The sequence below is a fragment of the Actinomadura sp. NPDC000929 genome, from assembly GCF_040492065.1.
Lineage (GTDB): Bacteria > Actinomycetota > Actinomycetes > Streptosporangiales > Streptosporangiaceae > Spirillospora > Spirillospora verrucosospora.
The window spans coordinates 14364-35260 of the sequence record NZ_JBEUPA010000063.1 but is presented as its reverse complement, the minus strand read 5'-3'; the positions used below and the strand labels follow the sequence as shown (position 1 = coordinate 35260).

Annotated in this window: 20 protein-coding genes; 9 read left to right on the top strand and 11 right to left on the bottom strand. The window is 72.6% G+C overall.

Annotated features, from left to right (window positions below):
* Positions 1-183: 183 nt before the first annotated feature.
* Positions 184-516 (bottom strand): hypothetical protein, encoded by a 333-nt coding sequence (locus ABWI04_RS22150; RefSeq protein ID WP_353833624.1) that lies wholly within the window; start codon positions 514-516, stop codon positions 184-186.
* Positions 517-952: 436 nt separating this feature from the next.
* On the opposite strand from ABWI04_RS22150, the gene ABWI04_RS22145 reads away from it, so the two are divergent.
* Entirely contained in the window at positions 953-1762 is an 810-nt protein-coding gene (locus tag ABWI04_RS22145) for an alpha/beta hydrolase (protein WP_378189386.1), read from the top strand.
* An 83-nt stretch (positions 1763-1845) separates the two neighbouring features.
* Positions 1846-2757: a type IV toxin-antitoxin system AbiEi family antitoxin gene (locus ABWI04_RS22140; RefSeq protein WP_353833623.1), complete on the top strand. Its 912-nt coding sequence runs from the start codon at positions 1846-1848 to the stop codon at positions 2755-2757.
* 14 nt (positions 2758-2771) lie between these two features.
* On the opposite strand, the gene ABWI04_RS22135 is transcribed toward ABWI04_RS22140, so the two are convergent.
* The 3 genes from ABWI04_RS22135 to ABWI04_RS22125 all read right to left on the bottom strand — a co-directional run bounded on the left by ABWI04_RS22135 (position 2772) and on the right by ABWI04_RS22125 (position 4681).
* Positions 2772-3128 carry an MmcQ/YjbR family DNA-binding protein gene (locus tag ABWI04_RS22135; RefSeq protein WP_345171938.1) on the bottom strand — a complete coding sequence of 119 codons (357 nt, stop codon included), beginning with the start codon at positions 3126-3128 and terminating at the stop codon, positions 2772-2774.
* A 41-nt stretch (positions 3129-3169) separates the two neighbouring features.
* Positions 3170-3535 (bottom strand): VOC family protein, encoded by a 366-nt coding sequence (locus ABWI04_RS22130; protein WP_345171940.1) that lies wholly within the window; start codon positions 3533-3535, stop codon positions 3170-3172.
* Between the two features lie 195 nt (positions 3536-3730).
* Positions 3731-4681 carry an alpha/beta hydrolase gene (locus ABWI04_RS22125; protein WP_345171942.1) on the bottom strand — a complete coding sequence of 317 codons (951 nt, stop codon included), beginning with the start codon at positions 4679-4681 and terminating at the stop codon, positions 3731-3733.
* Between the two features lie 438 nt (positions 4682-5119).
* On the opposite strand from ABWI04_RS22125, the gene ABWI04_RS22120 reads away from it, so the two are divergent.
* From ABWI04_RS22120 to ABWI04_RS22105, 4 genes are read left to right on the top strand one after another with little or no spacing between them, the layout of a single operon-like run.
* Positions 5120-5764: an ABC transporter permease gene (locus tag ABWI04_RS22120; RefSeq protein WP_345171944.1), complete on the top strand. Its 645-nt coding sequence runs from the start codon at positions 5120-5122 to the stop codon at positions 5762-5764.
* On the top strand, positions 5761-6771 hold the full coding sequence (locus ABWI04_RS22115) for an ABC transporter ATP-binding protein (protein ID WP_345171946.1): 1011 nt from the start codon (positions 5761-5763) through the stop codon (positions 6769-6771). The genes ABWI04_RS22120 and ABWI04_RS22115 overlap by 4 nt, the downstream gene beginning before the upstream one ends.
* The gene (locus ABWI04_RS22110) at positions 6768-7541 is read left to right on the top strand and encodes an ABC transporter permease (protein WP_345171948.1); all 774 of its coding nucleotides are present in this window, start codon (positions 6768-6770) and stop codon (positions 7539-7541) included. The genes ABWI04_RS22115 and ABWI04_RS22110 overlap by 4 nt, the downstream gene beginning before the upstream one ends.
* 19 nt (positions 7542-7560) lie before the next feature.
* On the top strand, positions 7561-8517 hold the full coding sequence (locus ABWI04_RS22105; RefSeq protein WP_345171950.1) for a glycine betaine ABC transporter substrate-binding protein: 957 nt from the start codon (positions 7561-7563) through the stop codon (positions 8515-8517).
* 10 nt (positions 8518-8527) lie between these two features.
* Here the strand turns inward: ABWI04_RS22105 and ABWI04_RS22100 are convergent, their stop codons facing one another.
* The gene (locus ABWI04_RS22100) at positions 8528-9043 is read right to left on the bottom strand and encodes a cupin domain-containing protein (protein ID WP_345171952.1); all 516 of its coding nucleotides are present in this window, start codon (positions 9041-9043) and stop codon (positions 8528-8530) included.
* A 2-nt stretch (positions 9044-9045) separates the two neighbouring features.
* Positions 9046-10446 (bottom strand): GntP family permease, encoded by a 1401-nt coding sequence (locus ABWI04_RS22095; protein WP_345171954.1) that lies wholly within the window; start codon positions 10444-10446, stop codon positions 9046-9048.
* A 138-nt stretch (positions 10447-10584) separates the two neighbouring features.
* Here ABWI04_RS22095 and ABWI04_RS22090 point away from each other — a divergent pair, with 138 nt between their 5' ends.
* Positions 10585-11286, top strand: a complete 702-nt coding sequence (locus ABWI04_RS22090) for a FadR/GntR family transcriptional regulator (protein ID WP_345171956.1) — start codon at positions 10585-10587, stop codon at positions 11284-11286.
* Between the two features lie 4 nt (positions 11287-11290).
* Here ABWI04_RS22090 and ABWI04_RS22085 read toward each other — a convergent pair whose 3' ends face one another.
* On the bottom strand, positions 11291-12142 hold the full coding sequence (locus ABWI04_RS22085; RefSeq protein ID WP_353833622.1) for a DUF72 domain-containing protein: 852 nt from the start codon (positions 12140-12142) through the stop codon (positions 11291-11293).
* A gap of 434 nt (positions 12143-12576) precedes the next feature.
* On the opposite strand from ABWI04_RS22085, the gene ABWI04_RS22080 reads away from it, so the two are divergent.
* Both ABWI04_RS22080 and ABWI04_RS22075 read left to right on the top strand, forming a co-directional pair.
* Positions 12577-14892, top strand: coding sequence for an ATP-binding protein (locus ABWI04_RS22080; protein WP_345171960.1), 2316 nt, complete (start codon positions 12577-12579; stop codon positions 14890-14892).
* A 17-nt stretch (positions 14893-14909) separates the two neighbouring features.
* A complete protein-coding gene (locus ABWI04_RS22075; protein ID WP_345171962.1) occupies positions 14910-15518 on the top strand; it encodes a restriction endonuclease in 609 nt (202 codons plus the stop codon).
* Positions 15519-15531: 13 nt separating this feature from the next.
* On the opposite strand, the gene ABWI04_RS22070 is transcribed toward ABWI04_RS22075, so the two are convergent.
* From ABWI04_RS22070 to ABWI04_RS22055, 4 genes are all read right to left on the bottom strand, one after another.
* A complete protein-coding gene (locus ABWI04_RS22070; RefSeq protein ID WP_353833621.1) occupies positions 15532-19206 on the bottom strand; it encodes a CHAT domain-containing protein in 3675 nt (1224 codons plus the stop codon).
* A gap of 71 nt (positions 19207-19277) precedes the next feature.
* Positions 19278-19625: a barstar family protein gene (locus ABWI04_RS22065; protein WP_353833620.1), complete on the bottom strand. Its 348-nt coding sequence runs from the start codon at positions 19623-19625 to the stop codon at positions 19278-19280.
* Between the two features lie 15 nt (positions 19626-19640).
* Positions 19641-20051 (bottom strand): ribonuclease domain-containing protein, encoded by a 411-nt coding sequence (locus ABWI04_RS22060; protein ID WP_345171970.1) that lies wholly within the window; start codon positions 20049-20051, stop codon positions 19641-19643.
* Positions 20052-20268: 217 nt separating this feature from the next.
* Positions 20269-20679, bottom strand: coding sequence for a VOC family protein (locus ABWI04_RS22055; protein ID WP_345171972.1), 411 nt, complete (start codon positions 20677-20679; stop codon positions 20269-20271).
* Between the last annotated feature and the right edge of the window lie 218 nt (positions 20680-20897).

Genomic DNA, 20897 nt, shown 5'->3' with positions numbered 1-20897 from the left:
GCATCCCTGGCGCGGGCGCGGCTGAGCCGGGAATGGACGGTGCCGGTGGCGATGCCGAGGGCCGCGTCGATCTCGGCCGGGGACAGGTCGCCCGACGCGGGCAGCAGCAGGACGTCCCGCTGCCCGCGGTTCAGGGGTGCTGGACCCTGGCCGCCGGCGTCGTGCCGTCGTGAGGATCTGCCGTCAGGCGCCGTCGAGTGCGCCGTGGGGGGAGTGTTCCTGGGCCAGCCTTCTGTCGTTGTCGGCCCATCGGCGGTGGCGGGCGGCCGACTGGAGGTGCAGTTCGGCCTCTTCGGGGTGGACGGTGGCCATGTCCTCCAGAAGCGACGCGGCGCGGTCGTGGGCTCGCGCCGAGGAGACCATCGCCTGCTGCGCGTACTCCTCGGCCGCGCGCCTGTACTCCGAAGCCGTCGCGGAGGCTTCGGGAACGTCCGGCGCCCGCGTCGTCGCGCCGCGCTCGCCGGCTCGCCGCGTACGGCGCGCCCTCACCCGAAGCGTGCGATCTTCGCTGTCCATAGCAGCCAATCCGACGCCAAAGCCCGTCGACCAACCAGCCCACAAGACACGATTGATTAGTACCCAGCACCGTGTCCTTTCAGCCCACTCTGGCGGACACATACTTAATCCGTCATTTCCCTATGGGCGGCCATGGGGTCGCGGAGGCTCGGGGTGCCGGTATCAATGGTGTTGACCTGCGCGGCTTCCTTGTGACCGTGAGGAGGGGAGGAAGGGAATTGTTCTTGGTGCGGGAAGTAATCGCTGGCCCAGGTAATGGCGGATTCCTTGTTCGTTCGTGCGCATGGTGCCGGTCCCCACAGCCTGAGACAGAGACGTATCCGGCGTCGCCGCGCCATAGCAGCGGACGTGCGACGGCCACTTCTTCCCATCCACAACCGTGACGGGCCGCCTCGCCGACGTGTCGAGGCGGGTGGTTCTTCGACCATCGCGGCCGATGAGCGACCATGGAAGCGTGGCGACTCCCGAACCGCTCACCCTCTACACCGCCGACGGTGTCCGAATCGACGCAGGTCACACGCCTTCCGACGGGGAGGTCTGCTTCGTCCTGGCGCACGGCTTCACCTGCTCGTGGCGCCGGCCCGCGCTGCGCCGGATCGCCGCGGCCCTCGGCCGGCACGGCGGCGTGATCGGGCTCGACTTCCGCGGCCACGGACGGTCCGGCGGCCACTCCACGGTCGGAGACCGCGAGGTGCTCGACATCGACGCGGCGGTCGCGGCGGCCAGGCGACGGGGATACGGGCGGATCGTCCTGGCGGGCTTCTCCATGGGCGGCGCCATCGTCGTCAGGCACGCGGCGCTGCACGGTGGCGTGGACGCCGTGATCTCCGTCAGCGCGCCGGCACGCTGGTACTACCGCGGAACGGTGCCGATGCGGCGCGTGCACTGGGTGATCGAACGGCGCGCGGGGCGGATGGCCGTCCGGCTGGCGCGGGGCACGCGCATCGCGCCCAAGGGCTGGGATCCCGTTCCGGAGGCGCCGCACGAGGTCGCCGGACGGATCGCGCCGGTGCCGCTGCTGGTCGTCCACGGGGCAGCGGACGCGTTCTTCCCCGTCGAACACGGCCATCAGCTCTACGAGGCGGCGTCCGACCCGAAGGAACTGTGGATAGAACCGTCCTTCGGCCACGCCGAGGTGGCCGCCGCCCCTGAGTTGATCGACCGCATGGCCGCATGGGCGACGAGAGTGGTCTCCGCGACGCCCGTCCCAGGCGCAGAGCCGCCACAAGGCCGAACTCGCGACTAGCGCACTGACCTCGGATAACTCAAAGTTATCCACATTCTCGCCACCCCCTGCCCGGCACCGCCGGACAAGGCATCCTCAATCCCATGGACGGATTCACCCTCACCTGGAAGCGGACGGCCGCCGACTCGATCATCCCCGTCGGGCCGGACGCCTACTTCGTCCCCGTCAAAGGGACCGGCCTCGCCGCGCGCGCCGCGGCGTTGAGCAGCATCCTGCCCCCGGAAGCCGTCATCGCCCGGCGCACCGCCGCATGGATCTGGGGCCTGGACGTCTTACCTCCGGGAGTGAGCGAGCTCGACTGGGACGTCGAACTCGTCACTCCCCGACCCCCTGAGGCCCCACCGGCCCCGGTCCCGATCACCGCCGACAGCGTCGACCTCCCGCCCGAACACGTAGTGAAGGAATCCGATGTACGCCTCACCTGCCCGACCCGCACCGCCCTCGACTGCGCCCGCTGGCTTCCCCGCTACGAGGCGGTCGCGGCGCTGGACCAGTTCCTGCGCCGAGACGTGGCCGTGGAGGAACTCGCCGCGATGGCCCGCACGCTGCGGGGATACCGCGGGAACCAACGGCTGCGCCAGATCCTCAGGCTCGCCGACCGCGGCGCGGCCTCCCCCAGCGAGAGCTGGATCCGCGTCGCCGTCGTGGACACCGGCTTCCCGCGCCCTGAGACGCAGATCCCCGTGCGAAGCGCGAAAGGCAACTGGTTCTATATCGACCTCGGCTACCGCGAGTTCCGCGTCGGCCTCGAATACGACGGCGAACGCCACCACACCGGCCGAGAGGCCAGAAGCCACGACGCACGGCGCCGAGGCTGGCTCGACAAGGAGATGGGCTGGGACGTCATCCCCGTCACCAAGAACTTCTTGACTCGTCCCGCCCCTTACCTGGGCGCTCTCCTGACGGCGCTGCTCCAGCGCGGCTGGCAACCCGACAACGCCACGATGGACCACATAGCCGCACGCCTCGCACGTCTGGAACGCCGACCACGCTGAACGCCAAGGGCCGGCTACCCGCGGTCGAGGAGATCGACCAGCCGTTTGGGGGCGATGAGCCGGTAACTGTCCTCGATCAGCTCGGCCATCTCATCCCAGTCGTGGTCGGCGTCGAGCCGCGCGCCGACCCAGCCCTTGGCGCCCACGTACTTCGGGACGAAGAAACGCTCGGGCGCCTCCGCGATCAGAGCTTCCTGCACACCGGGTCCGGCCTTGAACGTCAGAGACAGGCCGTCCTCGGAGGTCATCGCGAACAGCTTGTCGCGCACACGGAAGGAGGGCGCTGTATGACCGCCGAAAGGCTTCTCCGTCACCTCTGGCAACGACATGCAGATCTCTCGAATCCTGAGCAGGGCATCAGAGTCGTCCATCGCCGATTCCTTCTTCTCCAGGCGGCATGGTCGCGGGACCGCTATTCGATGAGGGAGGCGTGAGGCCGCAACACACAGAACTCGTTCCCTTCGGGATCCGCGAGCACGACCCACGACACGTCCGCGGACTGGCCGATGTCGACGCGGCGAGCACCGAGGGCGAGGATGCGCTGGACTTCGGCCTCCTGGTCGTCCGGGTCGAGGTCTATGTGCAACCGGTTCTTCACAGCCTTCGTGCCGTCGACCCGGAGGAAGCACAGCCCGGGATAGGTGTGGGGGTCCGCGCCGACGATGACCTCGTCCTCCGAGCGGTAGAGCACCGGCTGATCGAGGACGGCCGCCCAGAACTCGGCGAGTACGGAAGGCTCCCGAGAGTCGACGACCAGGTGATAGAAGCGCGATGCCATCCCCAGAGGCTAGCCCCCGCCCCCGACACCCCGAAAAAGCCAACAAGGCGCGCCCCATCCCCAAAGCCACCCCCACCAGCCCAACCCAAGCCAACCCAACCCAAGCCAACCCAACCCAACCCAGGCCAGGCCAGGCCAGGCCAGGCCAGCCAAGAGGCGGTGATTTGTGGGATGCGGTTTGGGGGCCTGCTGGGTTCACGGGATGGGGTGGAGGGCGCGGTGGAGGGCGGTGGTGCGGTCGGCGATCATGCGTTGGGTCACGGGGGCTTCTGTGATCATGGTGGAGCCGTGGAAGGTGCCGGGGTAGTGGTGCAGTTCGGTCGGGACGCCCGCCTGGATCAGCCTCTGCGCGTAGGCCAGGCCCTCGTCGCGTAGCGGGTCGAACTCGCACGTCGTGACGTAGGCGGGTGGTAGGCCGGAAAGGTCCTCGGCGCGGGCGGGGGCCGCGTACGGGGAGACGCCGTCGGTGCCGCGGACGCCCTTGCCCAGGTAGTAGTCCCAGCTCAGCTCGGCGTTGGAGCGGTGCCAGATCGGTGTGTCGGTGAAGGCGCGCATGGACGGGGTGTCGAGCCGGTCGTCCAGCTCCGGGACGCCGAGGAACTGGAAGCGCAGCGGCGGGCCGCCCCGGTCGCGGGCGAGGAGGGCGACGGCCGCGGACAGCCCGCCGCCCGCGCTCTCGCCGCCTATGGCCAGCCGGGCCGGGTCGATCCTGAGGTCGGCGGCGTTCGCCGCCGTCCAGGTGAGAGCGGCATAACAGTCTTCGAGCCCGGCCGGGAAGGGGTGTTCGGGAGCGAGGCGGTATTCAACGGACACCACCACGGCGCCGACCCCTATCGCGAGAGCGGTCGCGTCGTCAGAGGACAGGTCGATGCTGCCCAGGACGAATCCGCCCGGGTGGAGGTAGACGAGCCCCGGGAGGACTCCCGCCCGGTTCGCCGGCGCGTAGATGCGAAGCGGGACGGCCGGTGCGTTGGGCGGGCCGGGAATGGTGAGGTCGCGGGTCTCGACCGGTGCGGGAGGGGTGTATTCCGGCGTACCGGCGAACATGTCTTTCTCGTCCCGGCGGGTCTGCTCGATGTCGGCGATCGAGAGGCGCGGGACTCGCTCCATCCACGGGAGGAGGTCTGGATCGTAGGCGTAGGGCACCTCGGGGCTCCTTTCGGCGTGACCAGTGTCGGACGGTTCGTGGCGCTTGCCCAGTTGTTGATCGCTTGTTGCTGGTGGGGGGTGTTGTGGGGTGGGGTGCCTGCCCGTTCGGGGCTGGTCTTGGGGTCGGTGTCGGACGGTTTGTGGGGCTTGCCCAGTTGTTGTTCGCTTGTTGCTGGTGGGGGGTGTTGTGGGGTGGGGGGCCTGCCCGTTTGGGGCTGGTGTCGACGGCGGGGTGCGGTGCGTGCCGTGAGGGGGCGTGGTGGGGGGCCTTCGTGGGCCTCTGGTGCGGCGGTGGGGACGCGTTCGAGCGTTCGGTCTCACCGATCCGTTATTGCCAGACTGATCATCCGTAGGCAGCCTCTGAGGTATGGGAGACGCGAACCCCACCGTCCTTGCCCGGGCTCCCGCCGCCGCGCGCGGTGACGGGAGGCGGCGATGAGCTTCTCCGAGTACCTGTCCGAACGCTGGCCCGAGATCGCCCGGATGATGGGCGAGCACGCCGAGGTCGTCCTGATCGCCGTCGCGATCGCGGCCGTGGTCGGGATCGGGCTCGGTGTCGTGGTCGAGGGGCGGCCGAGGGCGCGGGGACTGGCCCTCGGCGTCACCGGCACCATGCTGACCGTCCCGTCGCTCGCGCTGTTCGGCCTGCTCATCCCGGTGTTCGGGCTGGGGCTGGCCCCCACGATCACCGCGCTGGCGCTGTACGCGGTGTTCCCGATCCTGCGCAACACCATCACCGGCCTGGACGGTGTGCCGGGCGCGGTGGAGGAGGCGGCGCGGGGGATGGGGATGAGCCCGCTGAGCCGGATGCTGAGGGTCAGGCTGCCGCTGGCCTGGCCGGTCGTGCTCACCGGCGTCCGGGTCGCCACGATCATGACGGTGGCGATCGCGGCGATCGCCGCCGCCGTGGCCGGTCCTGGGCTGGGCGAGCTGATCTTCGGGGGGCTGTCGCGCATCGGCGGCGCCAACGCGCTGAACGACACCCTCGCCGGAACGCTCGGCGTCGCCGTCCTGGCGCTCGTCCTGGACGCGCTGTTCGTCCTGCTGTCCCGGCTCACCACCTCCAGGGGGCTGCGATGACCGAACCCGCCGCGACCGAGACCGCGCGGCCCGCCCCGGCCGGGCGGGAGATGATCCGGCTGGAGGGCGTCACCAAGCGGTATCCGGGGCAGGACGCCCCGGCCGTCGGCGACCTCACGCTCAGCGTCCGGGACGGGGAGATCGTCGTGCTGCTGGGCCCGTCGGGCTGCGGCAAGACGACCACGCTGCGTCTGATCAACCGGCTGATCGAACCGACCTCGGGCCGCATCCTGCTCGACGGGGAGGACGTCACCCGCGCCGACCCCGACCGGCTGCGCCGCCGCATCGGCTACGTGATCCAGCAGGTCGGGCTGTTCCCGCACATGACGATCGCCGCGAACGTCGGGCTCATCCCGCGGACGCTCGGCTGGGACGGCGGGCGCGTCCGCGCGCGCGTCGACGAGCTGCTCGACATGGTGGGGCTCGATCCCGGCACGTACCGCGGCCGGTATCCGAAGGAGCTGTCGGGCGGGCAGCAGCAGCGCGTCGGGGTGGCCCGCGCCCTCGCCGCCGACCCGCCCGCGATGCTGATGGACGAGCCGTTCGGCGCACTCGACCCCATCACGCGGGAGCGGCTGCAGGACGCGTTCCTGGAGCTCCAGGCCCGGATCGGCAAGACGATCGTGCTGGTCACCCACGATCTCACCGAGGCGCTGAAGCTCGGCGACCGGATCGCGATCCTCGGGCAGGGGGCGAGGCTCGTGCAGTACGACACGCCCGCGGCGATCCTCGCCGAGCCGGCCGACGGGTTCGTCGCGGAGTTCGTCGGGGCGGGCGCGGCGATGCGGCGGCTGCGGCTGGTCGAGGTCGGCTCGATCGGGTTGCTGCCCGCCGGGGAAGGCGCCCCGGCCGCGACCGTCCGCGCGGACCAGTCGCTGTACGAGGCCCTCGACGCGATGCTCCGCGCCGGGACGGAGACCGCCACCGTCCTGGACGAGGACGGGCGCGCCGCGGGCGCCGTCTCGTGGTCGGCGATCGTCCGGCAGAACTCGGAGCCGAGGCCGTGACCGTCACGGCGGTGCCGGAGCGGACGAGGCCCGGCGACGAGGCCGCCGGGCGCTCCCTCGCTGGGCTCCTCGCCACCCCCGTGTTCCTCGTCGCGGTGTCGGCGGCGCTCTACCTCTACGTGCGCGGCCTCGACCTCGACGCGATCGAGCGCAGGTCCCTCGACCGGTCCGAGATCACCCACCAGTTCCTCCAGCACGTCAGGCTGGTCGCGGTGTCCACGGCGCTGGTCCTCGCGATCGCGGTCCCGCTCGGCGTGCTGCTGACGCGGCCGCGGCTGAGCCGGTTCTCGGCGCCGTTCCTGGCGCTCGCCAACGTGGGGCAGGCCGTCCCGTCGATCGGGGTGCTCGTGCTGCTCGCCGTCACGGTCGGCATCGGCTTCCAGAAGGCGGTGATCGCGCTCATCCTGGTGTCGGCCCTGCCGGTGCTGCGCAACACGATGGTGGGGCTGCAAGGCGTGGACCGGTCGCTCATCGAGGCGGGGCGCGGCATCGGCCTGTCCCGGGCGGCGGTCCTGTTCCGCGTCGAGCTGCCGCTCGCCGTCCCGGTGATCCTCGCCAGCGTCCGGGTCGCGGTGATCCTCAACGTGGGCAGCGCGACGCTGGCCGCGTTCACCAACGCCGGCGGGCTCGGCGACCTCATCAACACCGGCATCTCCCTCAACCGGACCCCGATCCTGCTCACCGGAAGCGTCCTGACCGCCGTGCTCGCGATGGCGGCCGACTGGCTGATCGGCATCGTCGAGTTCGTCCTGCGCCCCCGCGGCCTCTGAAACCCGAGGAGAAGTCACCATGCGCAAGCTCGCCGCCGCCGCGTCCCTCGCCGCCGTCGCCCTGACCGCCGGCTGCTTCAGCTCCACCGGAACCGACGCCAAGGCCGGGAGCCTGGCCGAGGGCAACTCGCTGAAGGGCGTCACCCTCACGGTCGGGTCGAAGGAGTTCACCGAGCAGCTCGTGCTCTGCCAGGTCACCGCCCTCGCGCTGCGCTCGGCGGGCGCGACCGTGAAGGAGAAGTGCGGGCTCCAGGGCAGCAACACCACGCGGGCCGCGCTGACGTCCGGCAGCATCGACATGTATTGGGAGTACACGGGCACCGCCTGGGTCAACTACCTCAAGCAGACGGAGCCGATCGGCGACCCGGCCCGGCAGTACGCGGCCGTCGCGGAGCAGGACCTCGCGAAGAACGAGGTGAAGTGGCTGGCCGCGGCGCCCGCCAACAACACCTATGCCCTCGCGGTGAAGACGGCGACGATGCGCCGGCTCGGGATCGCGGACCTGTCGGGCTACGCGCGGCTGGCGAAGAGCGACCCGTCGAAGGCGTCCACGTGCGTGGCGAGCGAGTTCGCGGGACGCAGCGACGGGTGGCCCGGTTTGCAGAAGGCGTACGGGTTCAGCCTGCCGAAGGCGGACGTGGCGACGCTGGCCGAGGGCGCCATCTACGACGCCGTCGGGAAGGGCAAGCCGTGCGCCTTCGGGGAGGTCGCCACGACCGATGGGCGGATCAAGGCGCTCGGCCTGACCCCGGTTCCGGACGACAAGAAGTTCTTTCCCGTCTACAACCCCGCCCTGACCGTCCGGGAGACGGTCCACCGGGACGATCCCGCCATCGAGAAGATCGTGAACCCGATCGCGGCCGCGCTCACCGACGCGGTCCTGCAGGAACTCAACGGCGAGGTCGACATCAAGGGCGAGCAGCCCGCGAAGGTCGCCGAGACGTGGCTGAAGTCCAAGGGCTTCATCGGCGGGTAGCCGCCCGGCGTCACACCATGTACTGGTCGTGGCGCCGGTACAGGTCCGTCCACTCCTCGTCGCTGAGCCGCCGGCCGGTCGCGGCGATCTCGGCGAGCTCCTCGAAGTAGGCCTCGCGCGGAGCGCCCGGGGTGAAGAGCAGGAGCATCGCCGCCGGCTCGCCCGACTCGTTGCGGAACCCGTGCACGCCGCCCTCGGGGACGAAGAGGAAGTCGCCGGCCGAGGTGTCCTTCCAGCCCGTCCCGTCGTGCAGCCGGACCGTTCCGGACAGGATGTAGAACGACTCTGTGATCGTCCGATGGAAGTGCGGCATCGGGCCGGAGGGCTTCGGCCCCATCTCCCAGCGGTAGAGGCCGAACGCGCCGTTCGTGGAGCCGCCGGTGCCCAGGTAGTGGACGCGCGTCCCGCGGTGGACGCCGTCGCCGTCGACGGCACCGATGAGCAGGTCGGGCGCCGCCCCGGCGGGGCGCAGCGTCCCGCTGCTCTCGCCGCCGTCCCCGAGATAGCGGGCGTCGGGATAGGTCATGGCTACACCACCAGGTTCAGCAGGAGGACGAACACGAGGCCGCACACCGAGATCACGGTCTCCATCAGCGACCACGTCCTGATGTTCTGCCCGACGCTGAGCCCGAAATACTCCTTCACCAGCCAGAAGCCCGCGTCGTTGACGTGGGAGAAGAACAGCGAGCCGGCCCCGATCGCGAGGACGAGCAGCGATGTCTCGCCGCTGTCGAGCGTGGTGGCCAGCGGTGCGAGGATCCCGGCCGCGGTGACCGTGGCCACGGTCGCCGAGCCGGTGGCGAGCCGGATGAGGACGGCGACCAGCCACGCCAGGAACAGCACCGAGAGGTCGCTGTCCTTGACCCAGTCGGCGACGAGGTCGCCGATGCCGGTGTCGACGAGCGTCTGCTTGAAGCCGCCGCCGGCGGCCACGATCAGCAGCGGGCCGGCGATGGGCGGCAGGGAGCCGGCCAGCGAGGAGGCGATCCCCTCCCGGTCCATGCCGGAGCCGCGGCCGAAGGTGAACATGGCGACGACGACCGCGATGATCAGCGCGACCAGCGGGGTGCCGAGGTTGTCCAGGACGGTGCGCACCCGGTCGCCCTCGTCCAGGGTGATGTCGGCGACGGCCTTGCCCAGCATCAGCACGACCGGGAGCAGCACGGTGAACAGGGTGACGGGGAAGGACGGGCGACGGCGCCGCTCGGCGTCCACGGCGGCGTGGTCGTCGGCGTCCCGCCCGTCCGCGGCCGTGACGTAGAGCTCCGGCGCGGGGACGTCCACCCAGCGGGAGGCGAACCGGGCGAACACCGGGCCGGACAGCGCGATGGTGGGGAGCGCGACGGCGATGCCGAGGGCGAGCGTGAGACCGAGGTCGGCCTTGAGGGAGTCGATCGCGACGAGGGGCCCCGGGTGCGGCGGGACCAGACCGTGCATCGCCGACAGTCCCGCCAGCGCGGGGATCCCCACCGCGATGACGGACATCTGGGCGCGCCGCGCCACCAGCAGGATGACCGGCACCAGCAGGACGAGCCCGATCTCGAAGAACATCGGCAGCCCGATCAGCGCTCCCACGAGGGCCATGGCCCAGGGCAGGAACCGGCGCCCGGTGCGGCCGATGATCGTGTCGACGATCTGGTCGGCGCCGCCGGAGTCCGCGAGCAGCTTGCCGAACATCGCGCCGAAGGCGATCAGTGCGCCGACCCCGGCGGCGGTGTCGCCGAACCCTTTGGTGAAGGCGTCGATGGTGTCGGCCACCGGAAGCCCCGCGACGATCCCGACCAGGAGCGAGCCGAGCGTCAGGCTCAGGAACGGGTGCACCTTGAGATAAGTGATCAGTACGACGATCAGGGCGATGCCGGCGAGCGCGGCCGGCACGAGCCTCCCGCTCGACGCCGCCGGCGCCGCGGCCAGCACGATCGGGTGCATGCGTCATCCTCCTGGGAGCCGGAGTGAACGAGGGTGCTCGCCCGAGTGTGGCGGCTATAACCTGCCGTTAACAAGAGATAGCTCCGTAAAATCATATCTTTGTCAGAGGTTGTCCGGCTTCATGTGATGATTAGCGGCATGGTGGAGACCCCGTCGACGGGCCTGCACGGCAGCGTGCTCGACCGGCTCGGCATGCTGATCACGTCCGGCGCGCTGCCCGCGGGCGAGGTGCTGCGGATCGAGCAGCTGGAGGCGCGGTTCGCCGTCTCCCGGTCGGTGATCCGGGAGGCGATCCGCGTCCTGGAGTCCATGGGCATGGTCAGGAGCCGCCGGAGGGTCGGCGTCACGGTCGCCGACCGCTCGGGCTGGAACCTGTTCGATCCGCAGATCATCGGCTGGAGGCTCGACGGCGACGGCCGGGACGAGCAGCTGCGCTCGCTCGGCGAGCTGCGCCGCGGGCTGGAGCCGGTGGCCGCCGCGCTCGCCGCGCGGAACGCGACGCCGGCGCAGTGCGGCGCGCTGACCGGCGCGGTCATGGAGATGGCGGTGCACGGCAGGTCCGGTGACCTGGAGGCCTACCTGGCCGCGGACATCCGCTTCCACCGGACGCTCCTGGAGGCGTCCGGCAACGAGATGATGGGCGCGCTGAGCGGGGTGGTCGCCGCGGTCCTGGCCGGCCGCACCCACCACGACCTGATGCCCGCGCACCCCGAGCCGGCCGCGATCCGCTGGCACGCCGAGGTGGCGCAGGCGGTGCAGGCCGGCGACGCCGAGGCCGCCGAACGCGCCATGCGCGACATCGTCGAGGAGGCGACCCGGGCGATGCTGGAGCCCGGCTGACCGGTCAGAACAGCGTCGGCGGCTCCGCCGGGACGGGCTCGGGCAGCGGCTCCAAACCGGGCACGCGGGCCCTCACCTCGTCGTGGAAGCGGCGGGCGAGCGCGGGCGCGTCGGCGTTGTCGGGCGTGTGGACGAACACGGTCGGCGAGCGTCCCTCGGCAAGCCACTCCGCGACGCGGCCGACCCAGAACCGCCAGCCCTCGACGGTGCGCTCGGTGTCGTCCCGTCCCAGGTAGCGGACGATGGGACGGTCCGTGAGCGCCTCCGCCCTGCGCGGCACCCGCGGCTTCTTCGTCCAGGCGTCGCGTTCGGCGTCGCTGGTCGGACGGCTCTGGAAGAACGCGGTCGTGTCGAACGGGACCCACTCGGCCTCGGCGCGGGACAGGACGCGCTCAAGGTCGCGCACGGCTCCCGCGTCCTCGAAGAACGCGCGGTGACGCACCTCGACGGCGTACCTGTGCGCAGCGGGCAGCCCGCGCAGGAACGCCGCCAGCGTTCCGAGGTCACCCGGGCCGAAGGAGCCGGGGAGCTGCACCCACAGCGCGTGCGCCCGCGACCCGAGCGGCTCGATGGCGTGCAGGAACGCCCGCAGTTCCTCCCCGCCCCCGGCGAGCCGCCGCTCGTGTGTGATCGTCTTCGGGAGTTTGGTCACGAACCGGAAGCCGGGCCCGGTCTGCTCCGCCCACGACTCCACGGTGCTCCGCGCCGGCGTCGCGTAGAAGGTGGTGTTGCCTTCCACCGCGTTGCACCAGCTCGCATAGGCTCGCAGCCGCTCGCCCGGAGGCAGCGACGGCGGGACGAACCGCCCCTGCCACCGCGTGTGAGCCCACATCGCGCACCCCACGTGAAGCCGCATCCTCCGACGCTACCGGTGATCCGAGGGCCTCCGGTCCGGCCGGCGGGGCCTCGGGCGTGGACGCTCGTGGCGAGGAGGGGACGCGTGCCGTGTTCCGGCGGCCGGGGGTCTCCCCAGACCCCCGGCCGCCGGGCCGGCGAACCCGCATCGGAACGCCGGCGGACGGGATCCGGCCGCCGCGGAATCGCGGGAGCCGCGCTCACTGCTCCCGTCCGCTGGGACGGGGTCCCCCCGCGAGGCGGACCTTCCCCCAGTCCGGCTGGGAACCATCCTGCCGGGCCGCCGGGGAGCCGGCATCGGTAGATACACCGATCCGTGTACCGATTCGAGGGCCGATCGGACTTTAGGAAAGTCGTAGCAGTGCGTATTGGTATGACTACAATTCAGGTCACCCCTGGAGCCGGTAACCCCGGCGATAGCTGACTGGAGACGCCGTGCCGCTGACCGCGACGCTGGAACGACAGACGGGACGACTGCCCGCGGAGCTCACCAGCTTCATCGGCCGGGAGGCGGAACTGGAGCAGGCGCGGCGGCTGATCGACGGTCACCGGCTGGTCACCCTGACCGGGTCGGGCGGCGTGGGCAAGACCAGGCTCGCGGTCCGGGCGGCCGACCTGGCGCGCGACGCCTTCCGCGACGGCGTGTTCTTCGTCTGCCTGTCGGGCCTGAGCGAGCCTTCCCTTCTCGCGCAGGCGATCTGCGAGGCGCTCGGGGTGGGGGAGCGCGGCGACGGGCCCGCCGACGCTCTGCTCGCCGACCATCTCGCCGACCTGCGGATCCTGCTCGTCCTCGACACGTGCGAGCACATGGTCGACGAGTGCGCGAAGCTGTGCGAGGCGCTGCTGCGGTCGGCGCCGGAGCTGCGCGTCCTGGCGACCAGCCGGCAGTCGCTGGACGTCATGGGCGAGCACACGTTCACGGTTCCGCCGCTGGGCGAGCCGCGAGCCGCCCACGACGCCGGTGCGGACGGCCGGGAGTGCGACTCGGTCACCCTGTTCGCGGAGCGCGCGGCGGCGACCGTGGAGGGATGGACGCTCACGGGCGCGAACCGCGACGCCGTGGTGCGCCTGTGCACCCGCCTCGACGGCATCCCGCTCGCGATCGAGCTCGCCGCCGTCCAGCTGCGGGTGTTCTCACTGGACCAGGTGCTCGGCCGGCTCGGCACCCACCTGTTCCAGGCCCGGGGGCGGCGGACGGGCCTGCGGCGCCACCAGACCCTGCGGGCGACGGTCGACTGGAGCCACGCGCTCTGCTCGCCCGAGGAACGGCTCCTGTGGGCGCGGCTGTCGGTGTTCGCGGCCGACTTCGACCTGGCCGCCGCCGAGCACGTCTGCTCCGGGGACGGCTTGGACGCCGAGCACGTCGCCGAGGTGCTGACGGACCTCCTGGAGAAGTCCATCGTGCAGCGCGCCGACCGCGGCAGCCGGGTGCGCTACCGGATGCTCGACACGCTGCGGCAGTACGGCGCCGAGCGCCTCGCCGCGCGGGGAGGCGGCGAGGAGGTCCGGCTCCGGTCCCGCTGCTTCGCCTGGTACGCCGGACGGCTGGAACGCGCCCGCGAGGAGCTCACCGGCCCTGAGCAGGTCCGGTGGCTGGACTGGTTCGACCGCGAACGCGCCAACGTCCGCCACGCGCTGGGCAGGGTGCTCGCGACGGCCGACGCGGACGCGGTCCGCGGCGCCATGGAGACCCTCGGGCGGTTCTGGGTGCTCAAGGGCGTGCCGGGCGAGGGCCGCCACTGGATGGACCGGCTGCTCGCGACCCGCGACACGACGGGCCCCGGCTGGTCGGGACTGCTCACGATGGCGGCCATGGCGAGCACGATGCAGAACGACCTCGCCGGGGGCGGCGAGCTGCTGGAACGGGCGCTGGCCCAGGCCCGGGCGGACGGCGATCGGGCGGCCGCCGCGGACGCCCGCACCGGCCAGGGGCTCCTCGCCCTGTTCGCGGGCGACTTCGCCCTGTCGCTGGAGCGGCTCGACAGGGCGGACGAGCTGTACCGGGAGACCGGGTACGACGACGTGCTCGGGCTGCTCGTCGAGATCTTCCGCGGCACGGCGCACCTGTTCGAGAACGACTTCTCCGCCGCCGTCGCGCACGCCGACCGGGCCGTCCGCGCGGGCGAGGAGCGCGGGGAGTTCTGGGTCCGCTCCTACGGGATGCTGGTGGGCGGGCTCAGCCTGTGGCTCGCCGGCGACCTGGACGGGGCGATGCGGCGGCTCCGCCGGTCGCTGCGGACCAAACGCGACCTCGGCGACCGGCTGGGGATCACGCTGGGCCTCGAAGCGATCGCCGGTTGCCTGTGCAGCGGTGGCGACCACGTCCGGGCCGCCCGGCTGCTCGGCGCCGCGGACCGGATGCGCGAGTCCACGCGGACGTCCTGGTTCGGCCCCTACCACGCCGTCCTCCGGGACGTGCACATCGACAAGACCGTGGAGGCCCTGGGCGAGGCGCGGTACCGCGCGGCGTTCGAGGAGGGCGAGCGGCTTCCCCTGACACGCGCGATCGCGGAGGCGCTGGACGAGCCCGTTCCCGGGGGCGAGGAAGGGGCGGACGGCGGGTCCCCGCTCACCGAGCGGGAACGGCAGGTCGCGGAACTCGTGGCCGAGGGGCTGTCCAATCGCGGCATCGCCGAGCGCCTGACGATCGCGAAACGCACCGCCGACTCGCACGTCGAGCACATCCTCGCGAAGCTCGGCTACTCGTCCCGCACCCAGATCGCCGTGTGGGTCAGCGGGCGGGAGCAGTGAACTCGTAGGATCCGACCGTGAGCGATCAGGAGGTCCGCGCGGAGCCGCCGTCCGGGGCCCGGGCCGGCATCACCCCCGCGGAGTTCGAGGAGTTCGTCGCCGATCGGCTCCTCGGGTCGGCCGCCCCGCACGTCAGCGGGCTGAGCGTCACGCTGCACGAGAAGGTGGCCGGCTCCGACGGGACCTACGACCTCGACGCGACCGTCCGCTACGGCTTCGCGGGCATGGACTTCCTCGTCGTGGTCGAGGCCAAGCACCACCGGAACCCGATCAAGCGGGAGCTGGTGCAGGTGCTTCACCAGAAGGTCCAGAGCGTCGGCGCGCACAAGGGCGTCATGGTGTCCACCGCCACGTACCAGAGCGGCGCCGTGGCCTTCGCGCGGGCGCACGGCATCGCCCTCGTGACGGTTACCGACGGCCGATTCCTCTTCGAGACGAGGGACGCCGCGCCGACCGAGGGGCCCGCCGGTTCCGGCCCGCCGCCCTTCCTCGTCCACTGCCATGCCATTCCCGGCGGGGGACCGGGCACGTCGCGGGTCGTGCTCATGGCGCCGGACGACGACGACTACCCGCGGCGGGCGGCGGAGATCCTGCTGGGCCGCCCGTTGGAGGGCCTCGCCCCGTAGCGCGGCGGGCCGGTCAGGCGCCGACGTGGACGTGCGACGCCCACACCGAGGGGTACTCCGGCCACAGGTCCCGCATCCGCCGGGTCGCGGCGTGGACCGCGCCGGCGACGTCGCCGCCGTCCGCGACGGCCGTGTAGACGAGGTCGGCGATGTCGACGGCGTGCCGGTCCCCGATCGGCCACAGGGTGCCGATCACATGCCGGTAGCCGGCGAGCTGGAACGCCGACGCCAGGTGGATCGCCTCGTCCGCGAGGCGCGCCCCCGGCCGGGCGGTCGAGCACGCCGACAGGAAGGCGAGTTCGGCGCCGTCCATGCGGAGCCCGGCGAGGTCCGTCACGGTCAGCGGCCGGGTCTGGTGGTCGGCCAGCAGCAGATGGCCGGACGACGGGTCGGCGAGGTCGCTGTGCCCGTGGCAGGCGAAATGCGCCCACCGGGCCTTGGGCAGAGCCGCGAGCACCGCCTCGTGGGTGGCGGCCGGCCCGGTGAGGACGTCGACCGGGCCCGGGAAGCGCCGGCCGACCAGCGCCGCCTCGGCCTCCGCGCCCGGCAGGTCGGACCGGCCGCCGGGGGTGCCGGGCATCGCGACGGCGACCGCCCGGTCACCGTCGGTCGGCGCCGTGTCCGCCGCGTCGCGCCGCGCGTGGGTCAGGGCCCGGAGGGTCGGGGCCGTCGAGCACACGACGCGGTCGACGACCGTCGCCGGGGTCTCGTCGGCCGCGGTGCCGTGGTAACCCGCCGCGTGCACCGGGAGGAACGACAGCAGTCCTGACAGGCACCACCACAGCCTCGGCCACGGCGCGCCGTCCTGGGGCGGCCCGCCGATGCCGAGGTGGTCGAGCACCGGACCGGCCACCGCGTCCCACAGCCATTCGAGCGTCCGCGACATCCGGTGCTGCCCGGCCGCCCACGCTCTGGCGCTCCCCGCGCCGATCTCCTCGACCGCGGCCAGGAACGCGCCGACCTCCGCCGTCACCGCGTCGGGGCTGAGCGCGGGCAGCGGCACGGCCGCGACGCCCGCGCCGGCGTCGAGGACCAGCGCGTGCGACCCGAAGTCCGACACGTTGACGATCACGACGTGGCCGCGGGCCGGTGCGAGGTCGCGGACGGCGGGCGGGCACAGGAAGCGGTCGAGGCCGGGCAGTTCCCGGATCTCCGCGACGAGCCGGTCGAACGCCGCGGCCGCGGCGCGGCGCTCCACCGACGGCTGGGGCGCCGGGTCGGCGCCCCTGCCGGGGACTCCCACCGGAGGCGCGGAACGGTCGAGTTCCGCGCACAGGGAGGTGAACCGCCCGGCCAGATCCGGGTCGCGCTCGGCCAGCTCGGAGAGGTCGGTGCGGGTGTCGAGCGCCCGGCCGAGCAGCAGCCCGCGTCCCTGCTCGAACAGCGCGACTCCGTGCTCGACCTGCCCGGCGCGCACGCAGCAGGCGGCGGCGTCCGATCCGATCCCGCCCATGTCGCCGAGGAGGATCTCCTGGTCGCGGCGTTCGAGGCCGCGCGGGACCGTCCGTCCCATCAGGTCGACGACCGTCGTGTAGGCGGACACGGCGTCCTCCCAACGTCCGGCCTCGGCGGCGAGCCTGGCCCGGCGGGCGGCCGCGACCGCGCGGACGCGGGGCGGAGCGGCCTCGGCCGCCGCTCCCTCCCGGCATGCCGCGAGCGCCTCGTCGAGGTCCGGTCCGGCGCCCGCGCGGGCGAACCGGGCGCCGAGCGCCTGGCCCAGGTTGGCCAGGTAGCCGGCGCGGTCGGGATGGTCGGGGTCGATGGCGTTGACCGCGGCGCGGGCGGCGCCGATCGCCGCGTCCACGTCCGCGGCCTCGCCGGTGCGCTCGAACCGCCGGTGCAGGACGAGCGCGCGGTTCGACAGCACCGCGGCACGGCGCGGGTGGCCCTCGGGGACGGCCGCCGCGGCGGCCTGGACGGTCTCGACCGCCTCGTCGATGTCGGCCCGCTCCCCGCTGATCGAGAACCGGGCCTGCAGGGCCGTGCCGAGGTTGGACAGGCGCACGCCCCGGCTGGAGTGGCCCGCCGGGGTGGCGAGGACCGCCTTCCGGCAGGCGTCGACCGCCTCGTCGATGTCCTCGCGGCGCCGCAGGGAGTCGTACCGGATCTGCAGCGCGCCGCCCAGGTTCGCCAGCATCGTCCCGCGGTCGGGGCTCGCGTCCGGCGAGGCGGCCACCGCCATCCGGAGCGCGTCGACCGCCTGGTCCAGGTCCGTCTGGGCGCCGGTGCCGCGGAACCGGGACAGCGAGGCCGCCCCGAGGTTGCCGAGGTAGGCCGCCAGGTGCGGGTGGCCGGGCGGCGCGGCGGCGACCGCGGCGCGCCCGGCCTCGACCGCGGCGTCGATGTCGGCCTCCTCTCCGGTGCGCTCGAACCGCACGCGGAGGATGTCGCACAGGTTCGACAGGCGCGAGGGCCGGTCGGGATCGTCCGGCGGGGTGGCGGCCGAGGCCCGCCGGGCGAGCGCGACCGCCTCGTCCAGTTCCCTCCGGCCGCCGGTGCGCCGGTGCAGCTCGCACAGCGCGTTGGCGAGGTTGGACCGCCGTCCGCACAGATCCGGATCGTCGGCGGGGGTGGCCGCCACCGCGGCACGTCCCGCCTCGACCGCTTCGGCCAGGTCGCGCTCGTCTCCGGTCTGGACGGACCGGATCCGCAGGACGTCACTGAGGTCGGACAGGTGGTCGGGACGTCCGGGGTCGTGCGGCTCGGCGACGGCCGCCGCCTCCCGATGGGCCTCGACCGCCTCGTCCAGGTCCGCCGGGTCCCCGGCGCGGTCGAACCGGGCCAGCAGCGCGTGACCGAGCTGCGACAGCTGCCCGGCGTGCGCGGGGTGGTCGGGGGCGGTGGTGATCACCGCGTCCCGCGCCAGGTCGATCAGCTCGTCCAGCTCGGTGACCCGGCGGGCCAGCGCCTCCCTCGTCCGCAGGGCGAGGTCGAGGTTGGAGGCCATGGCGGCGCGGTCGGGGTGGTCGGGCCAGCCGGTGACCGCGGCCTGCCCGGCCTCGATCGCGGCGTCGAGGTCCGCCTCGCCGCCGAGGTGCTCGAACCGGGTCAGCAGGGCGTTGCCGAGGTTGGACAGGGAGAGGGCGCGTTCGGGGTCGCCCGGCCCGGCGGCCTCCACCGCCGCCCGGCCGAAGGTGATCGACTCCTCCAGGTCGGACGGCGCGCCCGTCCGCTCGAAGCGGGTCAGCAGCGCGCTGCTGAGGTTGGTCCGGCAGCGGCCGTGCTCGGCGTGGCCCGGCCCGGTGGCGTCGGCCGCCAGCCGGAACAGCTCGACGGCGCGGTCCAGGAGGCCGGGGTCCTGCGAGGCGAGCGTGTCCCGGTAGAGCATCCGGCCGAGGCGGGCCAGCAGCCCGCCGCCGTCCGGGGCGTCCGGGGGATCGCGGTCGAACAGCTCGCCGATCAACGGGGGGACCGCGGCCGGAACCAGCCGGTGCACCGGATTGAGCAGGTCCAGGGCGACGGTGAGGTCCGGTTCGCCCTCGGTCGAGCCGCGGGCGGCGAAGCGCAGCCAGAACAGCCAGCCCGCCGCCTGGGCGACCTCGACGTCGTCCACCGGGTCCGGGACCGAGCAGATCAGGTCCACCGCGTCGGCGACGGCCCGGGGGGCCAGGACCAGGGTCGCATCACGCTCGCCGTTGAACCGGTCGACCCGATCCCGCACCTGTGCGAGCAGACGCGTTCGCACCACCGACGCTCCAACCATTCCGACAGCGGGGAAGAGCAGCAGTGAGGAACCATAGCCGTTCGGCGGCGGGGAGTTCAGGGGAGTGCGGCGGCCAGTCGGGTGCGCAGGACGGGCATGCGCTCCGGGGCGGCGGCGAGGGTCGTGGGAACCTCCCGCTCGGCCAGGATCCCGAGGAGGATCGCGAGGTGCCGCGGTTCCTCGTCCGCCAGGAGTTCATCTGCGCGGGCCACGGTGAGGGCGGGCCGGTCGAGGTCGCGCAGGCAGTCAAGGAACGCGTCCCAGTTGTGGCCGAAGTAGTCAGGGAAGGCCAGGGCCCGCGCCGCCTCCCGGAAGAAGGCGGCGCGGGTGCGGCACGCGTGCCCGTCGACGGCCGCGCGCACCGGATCGCTGGTCAGCGTCAGCCAGTGCGGCGGCGTGGTCATCGGACGGGTCCCTTCCTAGGAGAGCTTGTAGAAGTTGGAGTAGTGGTCCGGCGAGAAGTAGACGGTGCCGGTGCTGCTGTGGACGATCCGGTAGGCGTCGCGCGAGGCGCCCTTCGCCCGCGAGTAGACGTCGTACTCGTGGTAGGACACGCCGGCCGGGAGCTGGCCGTCGTAGTTGTGGTAGACGCCGCCAGTGTAGTTGTACCGGCCGTCAGGCCAGGAGTACCAGCCCGAGCTGGACGGCCAGCCCTTGCCGGCCCACACGGAGGCGGCGTACCGGCCGTCGGAGCAGCGGGAGATCGTGCAGGAGCCGTAGACCGCGGCGCCTGCCGGGACGGTGGCGGTGACGCCCGTCGCGCATGTCGCGGCCGCCAGGGTGACGGCGGCTCGTTTCGTCCAGGACGGCCGGGAGCGCTGCCTGAGCACAGGTACCTCCTACGAACGAGTGCGTCCCGAAGGGGACGTTTCCCCCGGACCCGGACCGCGCCCGGATCGAGGGCGACCAGCCGTCATGATGACCTTGCGGAGGGGCGTAGTCGATACAAAGCCGCCAAGTTTCTATGAACAGGATCTGACGCCACGACTGGGACTTAGTGCCATTGACCGGACGGCGCGCCAGGCCGAGGCCGCGGTTCGCCAGGGGTCAGCGCCGCTCCTGGATGCGGATCAGGTTCCCCGCGGGATCGCGGAACGCGCAGTCGCGCACCCCGTACGGCTGCTCGATCGGCTCCTGGACGACCTCGGCCCCCGCGGCCTGCACCCTGTCGAAGGTGTCGTCGAGGTCGGGGGAGGCGAGCAGGATCCAGCCGTAGGTCCCCTTGGCCATCATCTCGGCGATGGTGCGGCGCTCGTCGTCGGTGATGCCGGGATCGGTGGTCGGCGGCGCGAGCAGGATCGAGGTGTCGGGCTGCTTGGGCGGCCCCACCGTGATCCAGCGCATCCTGCCGCCGCCGACGTCGTTGCGGACCTCGAAGCCGAGCGCGTCGCGGTAGAAGGCCAGCGAGGCGTCCGGGTCGTCGTGCGGGAGGAAGCTCGTGTGAATGGTGATGTCCATGCCGGTCACGCTAGCCGCGGCTTCTTCACCCGCGCTTCTCGATTCCTGACCGGTCTCGCCCAAGGGCCGCAAGGGCATCGCAATGCGCCGGCGGCGGAGATCCCGGGTCGGAGGGCGATCGCCCTGATCTTTGCGCTAGGCAATAATCCGTCGGCACCCGGACCACCCGGTCTCGCCGGGCTCACGCGGCATGCCGGGCGTCTCCCTGGCGGCGGGGT